The following is a 15,032-nucleotide window of genomic DNA, read 5'->3' on the forward strand; positions in this document are numbered from 1 at the left end:
CAGAACAACACCCGTCCCGCCCCCGCTCTTGGGGGACACGATGGCCTCGCGAACCTCGAGACCCGGAATGCCGAGACCGCCGAATAAGGTGTTTCCCCCGCGTCCGGAGGGGTTCGCCCAATGGCGTTTTTCCCGTGGACCGGCCGAATCCTCTCCCTGCCAGACGCCGTCAGGGAGCCCCGCCGTGTCCACGCCCGATCACCTTCCGCGCCCCGATTTCCGCTTCACCGGCCAAGTGGGGCGAACCTTCAAGGACTCCGATCCGGCCCAGTTCCCCCAGCCCGTGCAGCCGCCCGAAGGCGCGCCCAACATCGTGCTGATCCTGCTGGACGACGTGGGCTTCGGCCAGTTCTCGACCTTCGGCGGCGGGGTGCCCTCGCCCACCATGGACCGGCTGGCCAAGGAGGGGATCCGCTACAACCGCTTCCACACCACGGCCCTGTGCAGCCCCACGCGGGCGGCCCTGATCACCGGCCGCAACCACCACTCGGCCACCTTCGCCGGCATCACCGAGGCGGCCACGGGCTTCGACGGCTACACCTGCGTCCTGCCCCGGAACTGCGGCACGGTGGCCGAGGTGCTGCGCCAGAACGGCTACATGACCGCGTGGATCGGCAAGAACCACAACACCCCCACCTGGGAGACCAGCCCCGCCGGTCCGTTCGACCGCTGGGCCAACGGCCTGGGCTTCGACTATTTCTACGGCTTCAACGCCGGCGACATGAACCACTGGCACCCGGTCCTCTACGAGAACCACAACCTGGTCCCGGCCTCGGACGATCCCGACTACCACCTGACCGAGGACCTGGCCGACAAGGCCGTCGAGTGGGTCAGGCGGGTGAAAAGCATCGCGCCCGACAAGCCCTACTTCCTGTATGTCGCGCCCGGCGCCACCCACGCGCCGCACCAGGCCCCCAAGGCCTGGATCGACCGGTTCAAGGGCCAATTCGACGACGGCTGGGACGCCTATCGCGAGAAGACCCTGGAACGGCAGAAGGCGCTGGGCGTCGTGCCGCCCGACACCCAGCTGACCGAGCGCTCCAAGGGCCTGCCGGCCTGGGAGGGCCTGAACCCCGACCAGAAGCGCCTCTACGCCCGGATGATGGAATGCTTCGCCGCCTACGGCGCCCAGGTCGACGAGGCCATGGGCCGGGTGGTCGACGCGGTGAAGGACCTGCCCGACGCCGACAACACCGTCATCCTCTACATCGCCGGCGACAACGGCTCGTCGGCCGAGGGCGGGCTGGAGGGCTCGCTGAACGAGAACCTGTTCTTCAACGGCTTCCCGGAAACTTGGCAGGACAATCTCACGGCCATCGACGAGCTGGGCGGGCCCAAGCACTTCAACCACTTCCCCTCGTCCTGGGCCCACGCGATGAACACGCCGTTCCAGTGGACCAAGCAGGTGGCCAGCCATTTCGGCGGCACCCGCAATCCGCTGATCGTCAGCTGGCCCAAGAGGATCAAGGACAAGGGGGCCCTGCGCGACCAGTTCCTGCATGTGATCGACATCGTGCCGACCCTGTACGAATGGGCCGGGATCACCGCGCCCCTGGAGCTGAACGGCGTGGCGCAGAAACCCATCGAGGGGATCAGCTTCGCCTTCACCGCCGACGACGCCGAGGCGCCCAGCCTGCGCCGGACCCAGTATTTCGAGCTGGGCTGCAACCGCGGCCTCTATCACGACGGCTGGATGGCCTCGGCGCCGTCCTTCGTGCCCTGGGAGCCGACCCGCGACGAGAACTGGAATCCCGACAAGGCCGTCTGGGAGCTCTACAAGGTCGACGAGGACTTCTCCCAGGCCAGGGACCTGGCCAAGGACCACCCCGACAAGCTGCGCGAGCTGCAGGACCTGTGGTGGGCCGAGGCGTCCAAGTACAGCGTCCTGCCGCTGGACTGGCGCGCGACCATCCGCATGAACGCCGAGGCCATGGGCCGGCCCAGCCTGATCGGCAAGCGGACCAAAGCCGTCTACTACGAGGGCATGACCGCCCTGCCCGGCGCGGCCTGCCTGCCCATGCTCAACAAGTCCTGGACCATCACCGCCGAGGTCGACCTGCCGGACGACAAGGCCAGCGGCATGATCGTCACCCAGGGCGGGTCGGAGGGCGGCTACGGCCTCTATCTGCGCGAGGGCCGGCCGGTGTTCGTCTACAACTTCCTGGGCCAGGAGCGGCCCACCTTCGCGGGCGAGGCGGCCCTGCCGGCGGGCAGGACGACCCTCGAGGTCGCGTTCAAGTACGACGGCGGCGGCATGGGCAAGGGCGGCGCGTTCACGCTCAAGGCCGGCGGCAAGACGGTCGCGGGCGGGCGCATCGAGCGGTCGGTGCCGATCCAGTTCGCCATCTTCGAGGGCCTGGACATCGGCCTCGACACCGGCTCGCCGGTGGACTGGACCTACAAGCTGCCGTTCAAGTTCACCGGCAAGGTCGAGAAGGTGACGATCGAACTGGGGAAGTGAGGGTTGCCTGAGTGGTCATCCCGGAAAGCGCGCAGCGCTTGTCCGGGACCCAGGGGCAGCCGCACCGCATCAGCCCAGTCTCCTGGGTCCCGGACAGCCTCTGCGAGGCTTCCGGGATGACAACGGTTTGGGTTGCGGGAATAGAAGCCCCTACCCCGCCCCCATCGCCACGGCCACGTGGTAGACGGCGAACGAGGCCAGATAGGCCAGGGCGGTCATGTAGACGAACATCACCGTCGGCCAGGTCCAGCCGTTGGTCTCGCGCTTGACCACGCCCAGGGTGGCCATGCACTGCGGGGCGAAGACGTACCAGGCCAGGAACGACAGGGCCGTGGCCAGCGACCACTGGTGCGACAGCAGGGTGCTGAGCGCCTCGTGGGAGTCGGCGTCGCCGCCCACGGCGTAGACCGTCCCCAGGGCCGCCACCGCCACTTCGCGCGCCGCGAAGCCCGGGATCAGCGCCACGGTCATCTGCCAGTTGAAGCCGATGGGCTCCATGACGGGGGCGATGAAATGCCCGATGCGGCCGGCCAGGCTGTAGTCGATGGCCGGCCCCGTCGCGCCCTCGGGCGGATAGGGGAAGGTCGACAGCACCCAGACCACGATCATCAGCGGCAGGATGATGCGGCCGGCGCGGCTGAGGAAGATCTTGGCCCGGGTCCACAGGTTCATCGCCACGTTGCGCGGCTCGGGCCAGCGATAGGTCGGCAGCTCCATCATGAACGGCTCGACCGTGCCCCGCCAGAACACCCGGCGGATCACGAACGACACCACCAGCGCGCTGACGATGCCGGCGGCGTAGAGGCCGAACATCACCAGGCCCTGCAGGCTCAGCACGCCCCAGACCTTGGTGTGCGGGATGAAGGCGGCGATGATCAGGGTGTAGACCGGGATCCGCGCCGAGCAGGTCATCAGCGGCGCGACCAGGATCGTCGTGAGCCGGTCCTGCTTGTTGTCGATCACCCGCGTGGACATGATCCCGGGGATGGCGCAGGCGAAGCTGGAGAGCAGCGGGATGAACGCCCGCCCGTGCAGGCCCGCCCCGCCCATGATCTTGTCCATCAGGAAGGCCGCGCGGGTCATGTAGCCGCTGTCTTCCAAGAGCAGGATGAAGAAGAACAGGATCAGGATCTGGGGCAGGAAGACCAGCACGCTGCCCACCCCGGCGATCAGGCCGTCCGTCAGGAAGCTGGCCAGCAGCCCCTTGGGCATGTGCTCGCCGATGAAGCCGGCCAGGGCCTGGAAGCCCCCGTCGATCGCGTCGGCCGGCACGGTGGCCCAGGTGAACACCGCCTGGAACATCACGAACAGCAGGGCGAACAGGATGATCAGCCCGCCGACCGGGTTCAGCAGCACCGCGTCGACCTTGCCGGTGACGGTGTCGGGGCGCTCGGGCGGCTTCACGCAGGCCTTGAAGATGCGCTGGGCCTCGGCGTGGGCGGCGCGGATCTCGCCGGCGGTCGGCTCGCGCCAGACGTTGTCGTGCGCGCCCTGGTGGGACGCGGCCAGGGCGCTGGCCTTCTCGACCAGCTCGTCCAGGCCGCGCTTGCGGGTGGCCACGGTAGTGGCGATCGGCGCGCCGATCTCGGTGGACAACCGCTCCAGGTCGATGCGCAGGCCCTGGCGCTGGGCGATGTCGAACATGTTGAGCGCCAGCACGAACGGGCGGCCCACCTGCTTCAGTTCCAGCACCAGGCGCAGCACCAGCCGCAGGTTGGTGGCGTCGGCCACGCAGATCAGGACGTCCGGGGCGGCTTCGCCCGACAGCTTGCCCAGCACCGCGTCGCGGGTGACGATCTCGTCGGGGCTGCGGGCCCGCAGGCTGTAGGTGCCGGGCAGGTCCAGCACGTGGGCGCCGCGGCCGCCGGGCAAGGTCAGCACGCCCTCCTTCCGCTCGACGGTGACGCCGGCGTAGTTGGCGACCTTCTGGCGGCTGCCGGTCAGGGCGTTGAACAGGGCGGTCTTGCCGGAATTGGGATTGCCGACCAGCGCCAGGCGCGCGGGGCCCTGGGGGGCTTTGGGGACAGCGTCGGTCAAGGCCTTAGATCTCTTCGAACTGGACGGTGACGGCGGCGGCCTCGCGGCGGCGCAGGGCCACGCGCATGTCGTCGATGCGGACGGCGATGGGGTCGCGGCCGAACAGGCCCTCGTGCAGCACCTCGAACGCGGCGCCCTCCACGAAGCCCATCTCCAGCAGGCGGCGCTCCAGCTCTTCCGGATCGATCGACTCGGACCGGCCCGTCTCGCCGCCCACCCGCACGATGACCCCGCGCTGCCCCTTGCGGGCCGTGCTGAGCGGGCCTTCCGCGCCGCGCGCGCCCAGGGGGGCGCCCGAGGCGGAGTCTGGGAGGTCGATGACTTCGGAAGCTAGGCTGAGAGCGTCGGACATGATCGCACCGGAAAAACTTGCGAACGATTATCAGTCCAAGGTCACGCTGTCATGCGGCGATTGGGCGGCGGCGCGACATCGCGGTGGGACGCGATGTCGCGCCGGGCCGCTAGGCGTTGAAGACCACGGCCGCCGGACCGTTGCTGATCCCCGCCGAATTGGAGACCGCGGCCTCGGTCGACCAGTTCCCGTCGGCGTCCACCGAGTGGTAGAGGAAGCCGCCCGGCTGATCGCGGCGCTGGTACAGCAGATAGAGGCTGCCGTTGTAGACGACCGCCGCCGGCGTCGAGATCTGGCCGACGGTGCCGGGGATCACGGAATCGTCCGACCAGCTGGTCCCGTCGAAGGTCTTGTAGACGAACTGCCGGCTGGGCTCGGAGAACACCACCCAGAGCTTGCCGTCGAAACCCGCCGCCCCGACCCCGTCGAGCACGCCGGGGGTGTTGTCGACCTGGGTGGTCTGCCACAGCGCGCCGTCATAGGCGGCGTACCACAGCCGGGTCTGGTTCCTGGGGTCGCGCCCCTCGCCGCCCCGCACCAGGACGTAGATCTTGTTGTCCCACACCGTCGCCGCGGGCGTGCCCAGGGTGTCGAAGGCGGCGGGCTCGGACTTGATGTACTCGTCCGGCCCCCAGTTGGTCCCGTCGAACGTCTTGCACCGCAGCGCCGGGTCGTTGGGGATGGTGTGGAACAGGTAGATCTTCTCGTTGTAGGTCACCGCCGCGACGCCGGCCGCCAGCCCGCCGGTGTTGGGCACCTGGGCCTCGTCGGTGAACGTGTCGCCGTCGTCGGTGGAGACGTAGTAGAAGATCCCGCCGCGGCCGTAGAACAGGTAGAGCACGCCGTTCAGCACGGCCGCGCCGGGCGTGGCGTCGATCCCGCCCTGGTTCTGGACCGACTGCTCGTTGGACCAGTCGTCGTCGTTCAGGCTCTGGTACATGAACCCGTTGCTGTTGGCCGTCCGGTGGAACGTATAAAGCTTGTCCATCGCTGGTGTCCTCCCGACGGGCCGGCGTCGGAGGACGCCCGTCGCCCCGCCTTGTTGGCGCACGCGTCATGCGCGTGTCGAAAGAAAACACCGCCCGGAAGGCGAGTCTGTCCCGCGAAATAGCGACAGGGCGCGGCGCCCGTCGCCCGGCCCCGCGCGTTCACGAACAGATGATTTGTGGTTAAGGCGCGGCGTAATGGCTCAGAGTCGTTAATCTGTTCGACTCACGGCCAGCGCGACTCGCATACTGAGCTTGACGATTCGTAGGGACCCTCGAATGCGAAGGCTGATGCTGGCGCTGCTGACCGGCGCCTATCTCTGTCTGGCCTTGGTTGTCTCCCTCGCCCTGTGGCGCATGGGAGCGGCGCCGGCTGTCGGCCTGGCCGCCTTCATCGGCGCCATGGGTCTGTGCTTCGCCATCCACGGCGTGATCGCCAACGTCCTGCAGGGCGCGGCCCTGCGCGTCGACATCGAGACCATCCGCGAGGCCCACGGCATCCTGCTGGAGCAGGTCGAGAAGGTCGACGCCCGCATCACCGGCCTGCTGGAGAGCGTCGCCGACGACGCCCAGCGCCGCTCGGCCGAACTGACCAGCGAGGTCCACCAGCTGGAGGACCTGGTCGTGCGCATGAGCGAGCGCCTGGAACACCAGCTGAGCTACCAGGTCGAGGTCGCCCGCAGCGAGCCGCGCGGCCGCTCGCCCCAGTCCACCGCCCTGATCGAGGTGGTGCAGGACGCCCTGGCCGAGAACCGCGTCGACCTCTACCTGCAGCCGGTCGTCAGCCTTCCCCAGCGCCGGACCGTCTTCTACGAGAGCTTCTCGCGCCTGCGCGACGAGACCGGCCGCGTGATGATGCCGGCCGAGTACCTGGCCGTGGCCGAGCCCGAGGGCCTGACCGCCGCGATCGACAACCTGCTGCTGTTCCGCTGCGTGCAGATCGTGCGCCGCCTGGCCAAGCAGGACCGCAAGGTCGGGATCTTCTGCAACATCTCGCTGGCCAGCCTGGCCGATGAGGCGTTCTTCGCCCAGTTCCTGGAGTTCCTGCAGGTCAACAAGGACCTGCACGGCGCCCTGATCTTCGAACTGGGCCAGCAGGCGTTCAACGACCGCGGCCCGGTCGAGGCCCGCCACATGGCGCGCCTCGCCAGCCTGGGCTTCCACTTCAGCCTCGACAAGGTCACCGACCTGGACCTGGACTTCCAGGACCTGGCCCGCGCCGACGTCAAGTTCATCAAGGTCGGCGCCCAGCTGATGCTGGACCAGCTGGAAGAGCAGGACGGCAAGCTGGTCATCGCCTCGCTGCCCGACCTGAACGCCGAGGACTTCGCCGGCCTGACCCGCCGCTACGGCATCGAGCTGATCGCCGAGAAGGTCGAGGAAGAGCGCCAGGTCGCCGAGGTGCTGGAGCTCGACATCGGCTACGGCCAGGGCCACCTGTTCGGCGAGCCCCGCGCCATCCGCGACTCGATCATCGCCGAGGCCGACCCGCCCCAGGACTTCATGCGCGGCGCCCTGCGCCGTCGGGCCGGGCGGTAGGGCCCCACCGGAACGAACATCGAAGGCCTCCCGGTCGCCCGGGAGGCCTTCTTCGTTTCAGGATGGCCTAGGCGTTCATGCCGACCACCCGCTCGACGCCGGCCGTCGTCTGGTTGTCGACATTGCCCAGGTTGACCGCGCCGTAGAAGACGTTGCCCGTCACGGCGAAGTCGTTGCAGGCGCTGTCGATCCGCACGCCCCAGTAGGTGGCGCGGTCCAGCTGGGTGGCGACGTTGCCAGAGCACGCGAACCCGCGGCTGTTGTAGAAGCCGATATAGTGGTCGAGGTTCGTCCCGTCGTTCTTGCCGACCGCGTAGATGCGGTTGCCCGAGACGACGGCCCCGTCGACATTGGTCAACTCGACGAACGGCTGGGAGGTGTTGCCGACCCAGTTGTTGACGATCGACACGGTGCGGATCCGGCCGCCGCCGGACGTGGTCGTCTTGATGGTCGGCTGCGCCGCGTACAGCCCCCGGAAATAGAGGCCCTCGATGTTGAGGTTGTCGACCAGCGAGTTCGCGCCGGTGGCGGTGACATCGAAGCCCCGGCCCGAATTGAAGCTGGCGTCCTGACCGTCGAACTGGCTGCGGGGATTGAACCAGATGTCGCCGACGGCGCCGCCGGCCTGGGCCAGGATCTCCACGTTCAGGTCGGCCTGGTTGATCACCGAGTTGTTGAAGCCGAAGCCCTTCACCTGCCCGACGTCACCGGCCTCGGTATGGTCGGAAGGCCCCACGGCCTTGAGCACCAGACCGCGTGAATTGCCGCCGGGCTTGCAGACGATGTTGCACAGGTTGAGGTTCACGTCGCCCGTGAAGCCCGACGGGGTGGCCTCGATCAGCATGCCGACGGCGTTGTCCACCTTCTGCGACCAGATTCCGCAGTGCTCGAAATTGATCTTGCCGCTGTTGTAGATGTGGACGCCGTACTGGGCGTTGGCGATCGCGACGTTCTCGACGGTGTTGGCCGTGAAACTGCCGGTGCGGCCCGTCGTGCTGATGATGCGCACGCCCACGGCGCCGGGGACGATATGGTCGACCCCGTTCACCGTGTAGGTGCAGTCGATCATGAAGTCGCGCAGGATGAAGTCGGTCAGCGGGCCGAAGGCGCCCGGCGTGACGACCAGGTTGATCAGCGGCGAGTTGGCCGGGAAGTTGACGGTGGGGACCAGCTTGGTCGCATAGGTGGCGCCCGCCCCGAACATCTCGAGGCTCAACCTGTCGGTCAGCGTGAGATTCAGCGGCGCGTCGAGCAGGTACGACCCCTGCTGCAACCGGATCGTCGGACGCGTACCGTCCGGGTTCGAGGTCGCGGCTTGCAGCGTGTCGAAGGCGGTCTGGATCGCGGCCCCCGTGAAGGCCGTGGGAACGATAATGGTCATTTGAAAATCCTCAAAAATCAGAAATTCCGGACAGGCGAAATGCGCCGCCGGCTTCTTCCTTCTATGGTCCAGGCACGTCAAAATCGGTCGCTAAAGCTTGACCGGTCCGCGCATTTGACCGCTCACGTCGGCCCACCCTAAGGTTGTTCCGCAATCGAAGGGGGACTCGACATGCAAGCCGGACCGCCGCCCGCCTCGCCGCCGCCCATCGCCTCGCCTCAAGTTCCCGCGCCCAGCACGGTGAAGGGCGCCAGCGCCACGATGACGGTGGTCGCCCGCGACCAGTCCCTGGTCCTGACCAAGGCCCGCCGGTCCGAGAGCGCCCTGGTCCGCCACCAGGTGTTCCTGCGCTACGACGTCGACCGCAAGGTCCCCGACGGCGCCGACCAGCGGACCGTGCAGTGCGGCTGGCGGCTGCGGGCCTATCTGCAGCGCTCGATCTGCTTCTCGTCGATGACCGGCCTGCTCTCCTGCACCGACCCGGTGTCGGAGGAGCTGCCCACCGGCGAGACCGGCGCGGCCGACCAGGGCCAGGACCCGGCCCTCAGCACCTGCGACCTCAACTTCGCCCCCGCCCGCGAGGCCCGCGACCGGGTGATCGCCGCCGTGAGGGCCGACGCCCAGGCTCGGTTCGACGAGGACTACGCCCTGAACGTCAAGCCGCAGATGCTGGCCTCGGGCGTCAAGATCGCCAAGCCGAAGTCCTGAGGCCTCAGCGCGGCACGGCGAAGCTGAACGGGATCACGACCGGTTCGCCGGTGGTCGTCCCGTCGATGCTTTCAGGGCTGTAGCGGAAAAGCCGGCTCACCTTCAGCGCCGCGTCGCCGAAACCGTATTCGGGCGGGGATTCCGACAGCACCTGGCAGCTTTCCAGAGCCCCCCTCGCCCCGATGGCGCAGCTCATCCTGGCCGTGCCGCCGACCTCCATCCGCTGCGCGCGATCCGGATAGTAGCGCGCCATGTCTTCCCCGTTCGGCGTCCGCAGGGGGGTGTTGGGGCGGTAGTCGATCACCCCCGGCGCGACGACGGGCGGGACCGGCGCGGCGGCGACCAGCCAGGGCGGCGTGTAGGGCCCCGTGGCGACGTTCAGCTCGACCGTCGATCCGACCGTCGAGTGTCCTTCCTGGGTCCAGGTGAGCGTCCTGATCCCCTTCAGGTTCTCGAGCACCTGGCGCTCCACCTCCGGGTCCGAAGGGAGGTTTTCCAGCACCGTGCAGGCCTCCAGTTCGCCGCCCTGGGCGACCTGGCAGCGCAGGCGGGAGCGTCCGGCGACGGGCGGCGTGGAGGGCGCGGGCGGCGCCTTGGCCTTGCCCGCCCTGCCCAGGGGCGCGGCCGGCGTCCGTCCGGGGAAGGGGTTGGTCAGCCAAACCCGGTCGGCCACGCCGAGGCTCTGGTCGAAAGCGACCGAGAAGGAGATACGACCGGGATAGGGGGACGCTTCGGCCTTGAACCTGTCCGCGAGCGCCAGGGCCGCCGCTCCGAAGCCTTCGTCGGCGGGCGCCTGCGCCAGGACGCGGCAATCGCGCAGTACGCCGGCCGGGGTCGGCGTGCAGGCCAGCCGGGCGAAGCCCGCCAGCCCCTTGGCCTTGGCCGACGCCGGATAGGCCGCCTGCACCTGGGCCGGGGTGGGAACAGCGGTCCATTCGCCCGGCGTCGAGCCTTCGCCTTCGAACGGACGACAACGGACGTCGCAGGCGAAACTGACCATGATGGGGATCGACATCGCCGCCGGCGCGCCCGCCTTGCGGCCGGGCGTGAACCGATAGAGCGGCGCCAGCTTCAGGGCCGCCTCGCCGAAGCCCAGCCCGACCCGGCCTTCCTGGCCGACCGCGCAGGCGGTCGTCCGTCCCTCGACCGTCACCGTGCACCACAGGCTGGCCCAGCCTTCGACGCCGGTGAAGCGCGCGGCGCGCGGCCAGGCGGCGTAGAGGGCGTCCGGCGACGGCGCCGCGACGCGCGCCGGGAGCCGATACTCCACCCCGCCCGCCCGGATCGGATTGTTCTCGGGCAGCTGGAACTGGATCCGAAACGGTTCGGACCGGACAAGGTTGGCGTCCGGGTTCTTGGGACCGCCGACTTCGTAGCGCTTGACCAGGGCCAGGGCGGCCGGGCCGAAGCCCGCGCCGGCAGGGCTTTCCGAGATCAGCCCGCAGGACCAGAAGCCGGCGCCATAGGTCTGGCAGGCCACCACCGCCTCGCCTTCCACGCCGTTGGCCCGGGCCTCCGGCGGATAGGCGGCCTGGATCTCCTGGCTACGCAGACGGAACTCCGGCTGGCCGGTCCCCTCCTGGGCCGCCGCGCGCCCGGCCAGGCAAGCCGCGACCACCGCCGCCAGGACGCCAAAACGCTTCATCATGCCCGCCGCCCCCAAAGCCACGCTTGCAACCCTAGGGGGCGGCCCGGGCGGCGACAAGGACCTGGCGAAGCCGTCAGGCCACGGGCCCCTTGTTTGGCGCGGCCGGATCGCCCGGAGAAGCGGCCCGAGGGGGCGAGCCCTGCGTGGACGACGACCCGGCGCTCCATTGCGAGCCGCTGGAGAACTCGAAATCGACCCCCGCCTTGGCCGCCGCCTTGCCCAGGGCGATCAGCTGGCCGGCCGGCAGGCCGCCGGGCTTGTCGAAGACCGCCCGCTCGCCGCCGTCGGGCAGCTTCTCGACATGGGACTGGACCGGGGCGGCGGAGAGGCGGTGCTGGGCGATCAGCGCCTCGACCTTGTCGGCCGGTCCCGACAGCACGACATGGGTCGACTGGGAGCCCTGCCCGCAGGCCGCCAGCAGGCAGGCCGCCGCCAGGGCCGCCGTCATCAGGGCGGAGCGGAGCATAGGCTTGGCGTCGGATCGGGTCATCGGAACCTCGTCGCGGAAGGGCGCAGCTTGGACCGGCCGCGCGACGGCGGCAACCGTCCCTCCGGGCGACTATCGCGGCGCCTGGACAGACCGGCCGAACGCGGGCCTGTTCCCGGTCCACGCCAACCGACACGTCCGCCCGCCCATGCTGATCGAAGCCACCGACGCCCACTTCGCCGCCCTGATCGCCGGGCGCGCCCCCGACGGCCTGGCGGTCGCCGAGGGCGGGGTCGAGACGCCGGAGGTCCTGGCCATGCTGCGCGGCCTGTCGGCCGAGGTCGGCGAGAGCTTCCAGCCCAACGCCTGGCTGATCGTCGAGGACGGCGAGGTGGCGGGCCTGACCTCGCTGGTCCGCACGCCCTATGTCGGCGACACGGTGATGATCGGCTACGGCGTCGCCGCCTCGCGCCGGGGCCGCGGGATCGCCCGCCGGGCCGTGGCCGAACTGCTGGCCTGGGCGCGGTCCGACTGGCGCGTGAAGACCGTCACCGCCGAAACCTCGATCCACAACGCCGTCTCCCAGCGCGTGCTGGAAGCCAACGGCTTCGCCCGCACGGGCGAGCGGACGGACGAGGAGGACGGGGAGCTGGTGTGCTGGGCGGTGGGGGTTTAGTTCAGTCCGTCATCCTCGGACTTGTTCCGAGGCCCCCTCTGTCGGCTGGTTTGCCGTTTGGGTGGATCCGCGACCTCGCCGCGCCACGGATCACCCTTCTTCTCGGCTGAAGCAGGGGTCCTCGGAACAAGTCCGAGGATGACGGGCATGATGGTGGCCGTCAGCTACCGCCGCGCCAGGCCGTCCAGCATCCACAGGGCCGCCAGGGTGCCGAACAGCACGGCCAGGGCCGAGAGCAGGAACATCCGCAGGCCCTGGGCCAGGGCGACGCTGAGGGTGGTCAGGGCGGCGACGGCCCAGGCCGAGGCCAGGACCTTGCCTTCCAGCGAGGTCAGGACGGGTCTGGGGGGCAGGAGGAAACGGACGGCGCGCCAGCCTTTTCGCCACAGACGTTTTGCCCGAACCCCAAGCCGCACGAGAGAGCCCCTCCACACTGACGGCAAAAGTGTAGGGGTGGGCGCCGGGTGCGTCCACGGGGAAAACAACGTTATCCGTGATTTATCGATCTTTTCGACACGGCCTTGCCGGGTTGTGTCGCGTCGCCGACGATGTTCAACCGCGCTTGCGCGCCCGAGGGGTAATCGTCACCGTCATCAGCTTGCCCTGGCGGATCAGGACGAACGGCGCCGGCTTGTCGATGCTGTGGTGGTCCAGGGCGCGCAACAGGTCGTCCAGCCCGGTCAGGGGCGCGCCGCCGGCGCTGATCAGCAGGTCGCCCTCGCGCACCCCGGCCTTGGCGGCGGGACCGCCGGCGTCGACCTGGGCTACGAACACCGCATAGCCCTGGGTCACGCCCGTGGCCCGGGCCAGACCCGGCGGGATCGGGGCCTGCTGGGCGACCAGGCCGATCGAGCCGCGCCGCACGTGGCCGTGGGCCACCAGCTCGGCGATCACGAAGCTGGCGGTGTTGGACGCCACGGCGAAGCACAGACCCTGGTAGCCGGCGATCACGGCGGTGGCGATGCCCACCACCTCGCCGGACGAGCTGACCAGCGGGCCGCCGCTGTTGCCGGGATTGAGGGCCGCGTCGGTCTGGATCAGGTCCTCGATCAACCGGCCGCGCTCGCCGCGCAGGGACCGGCCCATGGCCGAGACCACCCCGGTGGTCACCGTCGCCTCGAAGCCCAGCGGGGCGCCGATGGCGATCACCAGCTGGCCGCGCCGCAGGGCCTTGGAGTCGCCCAGCCGCGCGACCGGCAGGTCCAGCCTCTGGTCCAGCTGCAGCAGGGCCAGGTCGGTGTCGGGGTCGTCGCCCACGCAGCGCGCCGTCACGCTGCGGCCCTCGGCGGTGATGACGATGAAGCGGCTGGCCCCCTGGACCACGTGGCTGTTGGTCAGGATCAGGCCGTTCGGCGCGATGGCGAAGCCCGAGCCCACGCCCTGCATGCGCGGGTCCTCCATCATCGGATGGATGCGCACGACGCTGGGCCCCACCGCCTCGACGGCGCGGACCACGGCGTTGGAATAGGCGTCCAGCAGGCTGTCCTGGGAGGGGACGACGCAGAACGGCGCCGGCTCGCCGGCGTCCAGCACGAAGACCGCCTCGGACTCCTGGTCGGGATACGACAAGATCTCATGCCGCCGCGGCGCCTTGGGCCGCCGGGCCTTGGCGAACATCTCGTACTTGCGCGCTTTCAACATCCGGCCCCCGCCCCGTCGTGCGGCGAAGGTTAACGGCAAGAACGTGGGTTGGCGAGTCGGAGCGGGGCCGGGACGCCCCCTCCGCCATGTCGCGTATCCGCGCCATGCCACCTCCCCCGTTTCACGGGTGAGGAGGAAGCCGAGCCGCCCGGCTCCTCACCCGCATGGCGGGGGAGGTGGCGCGATGCGCAGCATCGTGACGGAGGGGACGTCCCCGTGTGTGTCCTCAGAACGCCGGCGCCACGATGGCCCGCGCCGCCACCTCGTCGCGCAGCACCTGCTCGACCAGCAGCTCGATGCTGTCGAACTTCAGTTCGGGGCGCAGGAAGGCGATCAGGTCGGTCTCGATGACCTGGCCGTAGAGGTCCTCGTCGAAGTCGAACAGCCAGGTCTCCAGCCGCGTCTCGACCTCGCCCGTCGTCGGGTTGTTGCCCAGGTTGGCCACACCGGGCACCTCGCGGCCGTCGGGCAGGCGGGTGCGGGTGGCGTAGACGCCCAGGCGCGGCACCACATAGTCCTCGACCTCGACATTGGCCGTGGGGAAGCCCAGCTGGCGGCCCAGCTGCTGGCCGCGCCGGACCACGCCCTCGATGGCGAACGGCCGGCCCAGGATGCGGGCGGCGCCCTCGGGATGGCCGTCGCGCAGGGCGTCGCGCACGCCGGTCGACGAGAACTTCTCGCCCTCGCGGTTGGCCACCGGCTCGGCCACCGAGACCGAGAAGCCGTACTCCGCGCCATAGGCCTTCATCAGGTCGGCGCTGCCGGTGCGGCCCCGGCCGAACGAGATGTCGAAGCCGACGGCCACGTGCTTCACGCCCAGGCCCTGGACCAGCACCTTCTCGACGAACTCGCGGTCGCCGAAGCTGGCCATCTCGAAGTCGAACGGCAGCAGGTACAGCAGGTCCACGCCCAAGGCCTCCAGGGCGCGGGCCTGCTGGTTGTGGGTCATCAGCTTGAAGGCCGGCTCGCTGGGGCGGAACAGGCGGCGCGGGTGCGGATCGAAGGTGACCACGCCCAGCGGGGCCTTGGCCGCCTGGGCCGCCTTGGCGGCCTGGGCGATCACCTGCTGGTGGCCGCGATGCACGCCGTCGAAATTGCCTAGGGCCACACAGGCGCCCCGCTCGCCCTCGGGCAGGTCTTTCCAGCCGTGGATCGTCTTCAGCCGCATCGAGGACA

At 69.6% G+C, this 15,032-nt stretch carries 13 protein-coding genes; 4 read left to right on the forward strand and 9 right to left on the reverse strand.

The genetic code is table 11. The annotated features are described in order from the left end of the window. Positions 1-184 precede the first annotated feature (184 nt). Positions 185-2,461, forward strand: a complete 2,277-nt coding sequence (locus BR39_RS0103840) for an arylsulfatase (RefSeq protein WP_035018142.1) — start codon at positions 185-187, stop codon at positions 2,459-2,461. 150 nt (positions 2,462-2,611) lie between these two features. Here BR39_RS0103840 and feoB read toward each other — a convergent pair whose 3' ends face one another. The 3 genes from feoB to BR39_RS0103855 form a co-directional block, all read right to left on the reverse strand. Then, a complete protein-coding gene (gene feoB / locus BR39_RS0103845) occupies positions 2,612-4,498 on the reverse strand; it encodes a ferrous iron transport protein B (RefSeq protein WP_029907911.1) in 1,887 nt (628 codons plus the stop codon). A gap of 4 nt (positions 4,499-4,502) precedes the next feature. Next, positions 4,503-4,850 carry a FeoA family protein gene (locus BR39_RS0103850; RefSeq protein WP_029907913.1) on the reverse strand — a complete coding sequence of 116 codons (348 nt, stop codon included), beginning with the start codon at positions 4,848-4,850 and terminating at the stop codon, positions 4,503-4,505. A 109-nt stretch (positions 4,851-4,959) separates the two neighbouring features. Beyond that, the gene (locus BR39_RS0103855) at positions 4,960-5,838 is read right to left on the reverse strand and encodes a sialidase family protein (RefSeq protein WP_029907915.1); all 879 of its coding nucleotides are present in this window, start codon (positions 5,836-5,838) and stop codon (positions 4,960-4,962) included. Between the two features lie 277 nt (positions 5,839-6,115). Here BR39_RS0103855 and BR39_RS0103860 point away from each other — a divergent pair, with 277 nt between their 5' ends. Next, a complete protein-coding gene (locus tag BR39_RS0103860; RefSeq protein WP_029907917.1) occupies positions 6,116-7,375 on the forward strand; it encodes an EAL domain-containing protein in 1,260 nt (419 codons plus the stop codon). A gap of 67 nt (positions 7,376-7,442) precedes the next feature. Here BR39_RS0103860 and BR39_RS0103865 read toward each other — a convergent pair whose 3' ends face one another. Further along, positions 7,443-8,756 (reverse strand): hypothetical protein, encoded by a 1,314-nt coding sequence (locus BR39_RS0103865; protein WP_029907919.1) that lies wholly within the window; start codon positions 8,754-8,756, stop codon positions 7,443-7,445. Positions 8,757-8,927: 171 nt separating this feature from the next. Here BR39_RS0103865 and BR39_RS0103870 point away from each other — a divergent pair, with 171 nt between their 5' ends. Continuing rightward, on the forward strand, positions 8,928-9,464 hold the full coding sequence (locus BR39_RS0103870; protein ID WP_029907921.1) for a hypothetical protein: 537 nt from the start codon (positions 8,928-8,930) through the stop codon (positions 9,462-9,464). A 4-nt stretch (positions 9,465-9,468) separates the two neighbouring features. Here BR39_RS0103870 and BR39_RS25640 read toward each other — a convergent pair whose 3' ends face one another. Beyond that, entirely contained in the window at positions 9,469-11,112 is a 1,644-nt protein-coding gene (locus tag BR39_RS25640; protein ID WP_051695144.1) for an energy transducer TonB, read from the reverse strand. Between the two features lie 73 nt (positions 11,113-11,185). Then, positions 11,186-11,602, reverse strand: coding sequence for a hypothetical protein (locus BR39_RS0103880; RefSeq protein ID WP_156035573.1), 417 nt, complete (start codon positions 11,600-11,602; stop codon positions 11,186-11,188). Between the two features lie 145 nt (positions 11,603-11,747). Between BR39_RS0103880 and BR39_RS0103885 the strand changes: the two genes are divergently transcribed. Further along, positions 11,748-12,215: a GNAT family N-acetyltransferase gene (locus BR39_RS0103885; RefSeq protein ID WP_029907927.1), complete on the forward strand. Its 468-nt coding sequence runs from the start codon at positions 11,748-11,750 to the stop codon at positions 12,213-12,215. A 164-nt stretch (positions 12,216-12,379) separates the two neighbouring features. Here the strand turns inward: BR39_RS0103885 and BR39_RS0103890 are convergent, their stop codons facing one another. The 3 genes from BR39_RS0103890 to BR39_RS0103900 all read right to left on the reverse strand — a co-directional run bounded on the left by BR39_RS0103890 (position 12,380) and on the right by BR39_RS0103900 (position 15,024). Then, on the reverse strand, positions 12,380-12,631 hold the full coding sequence (locus BR39_RS0103890) for a hypothetical protein (RefSeq protein ID WP_231499393.1): 252 nt from the start codon (positions 12,629-12,631) through the stop codon (positions 12,380-12,382). A 136-nt stretch (positions 12,632-12,767) separates the two neighbouring features. After that, positions 12,768-13,856 carry a S1C family serine protease gene (locus BR39_RS0103895; RefSeq protein WP_029907931.1) on the reverse strand — a complete coding sequence of 363 codons (1,089 nt, stop codon included), beginning with the start codon at positions 13,854-13,856 and terminating at the stop codon, positions 12,768-12,770. Between the two features lie 226 nt (positions 13,857-14,082). Then, positions 14,083-15,024 carry a bifunctional riboflavin kinase/FAD synthetase gene (locus BR39_RS0103900; protein WP_029907933.1) on the reverse strand — a complete coding sequence of 314 codons (942 nt, stop codon included), beginning with the start codon at positions 15,022-15,024 and terminating at the stop codon, positions 14,083-14,085. Between the last annotated feature and the right edge of the window lie 8 nt (positions 15,025-15,032).

This window comes from Caulobacter sp. UNC358MFTsu5.1 (genome assembly GCF_000712075.1).
Classification (GTDB): domain Bacteria; phylum Pseudomonadota; class Alphaproteobacteria; order Caulobacterales; family Caulobacteraceae; genus Caulobacter.

Excerpts from the sequence above, each read along its gene's own strand:
- BR39_RS0103850 (WP_029907913.1), bottom strand. The coding sequence starts at position 4,850 with ATGTCCGACGCTCTCAGCCTAGCTTCCGAAGTCATCGACCTCCCAGAC.
- BR39_RS0103855 (WP_029907915.1), bottom strand. The coding sequence starts at position 5,838 with ATGGACAAGCTTTATACGTTCCACCGGACGGCCAACAGCAACGGGTTC.
- BR39_RS0103860 (WP_029907917.1), top strand. The coding sequence starts at position 6,116 with ATGCGAAGGCTGATGCTGGCGCTGCTGACCGGCGCCTATCTCTGTCTG.
- BR39_RS0103865 (WP_029907919.1), bottom strand. The coding sequence starts at position 8,756 with ATGACCATTATCGTTCCCACGGCCTTCACGGGGGCCGCGATCCAGACC.
- BR39_RS0103870 (WP_029907921.1), top strand. The coding sequence starts at position 8,928 with ATGCAAGCCGGACCGCCGCCCGCCTCGCCGCCGCCCATCGCCTCGCCT.
- BR39_RS25640 (WP_051695144.1), bottom strand. The coding sequence starts at position 11,112 with ATGATGAAGCGTTTTGGCGTCCTGGCGGCGGTGGTCGCGGCTTGCCTG.
- BR39_RS0103880 (WP_156035573.1), bottom strand. The coding sequence starts at position 11,602 with ATGACCCGATCCGACGCCAAGCCTATGCTCCGCTCCGCCCTGATGACG.
- BR39_RS0103885 (WP_029907927.1), top strand. The coding sequence starts at position 11,748 with ATGCTGATCGAAGCCACCGACGCCCACTTCGCCGCCCTGATCGCCGGG.
- BR39_RS0103895 (WP_029907931.1), bottom strand. The coding sequence starts at position 13,856 with ATGTTGAAAGCGCGCAAGTACGAGATGTTCGCCAAGGCCCGGCGGCCC.
- BR39_RS0103900 (WP_029907933.1), bottom strand. The coding sequence starts at position 15,024 with ATGCGGCTGAAGACGATCCACGGCTGGAAAGACCTGCCCGAGGGCGAG.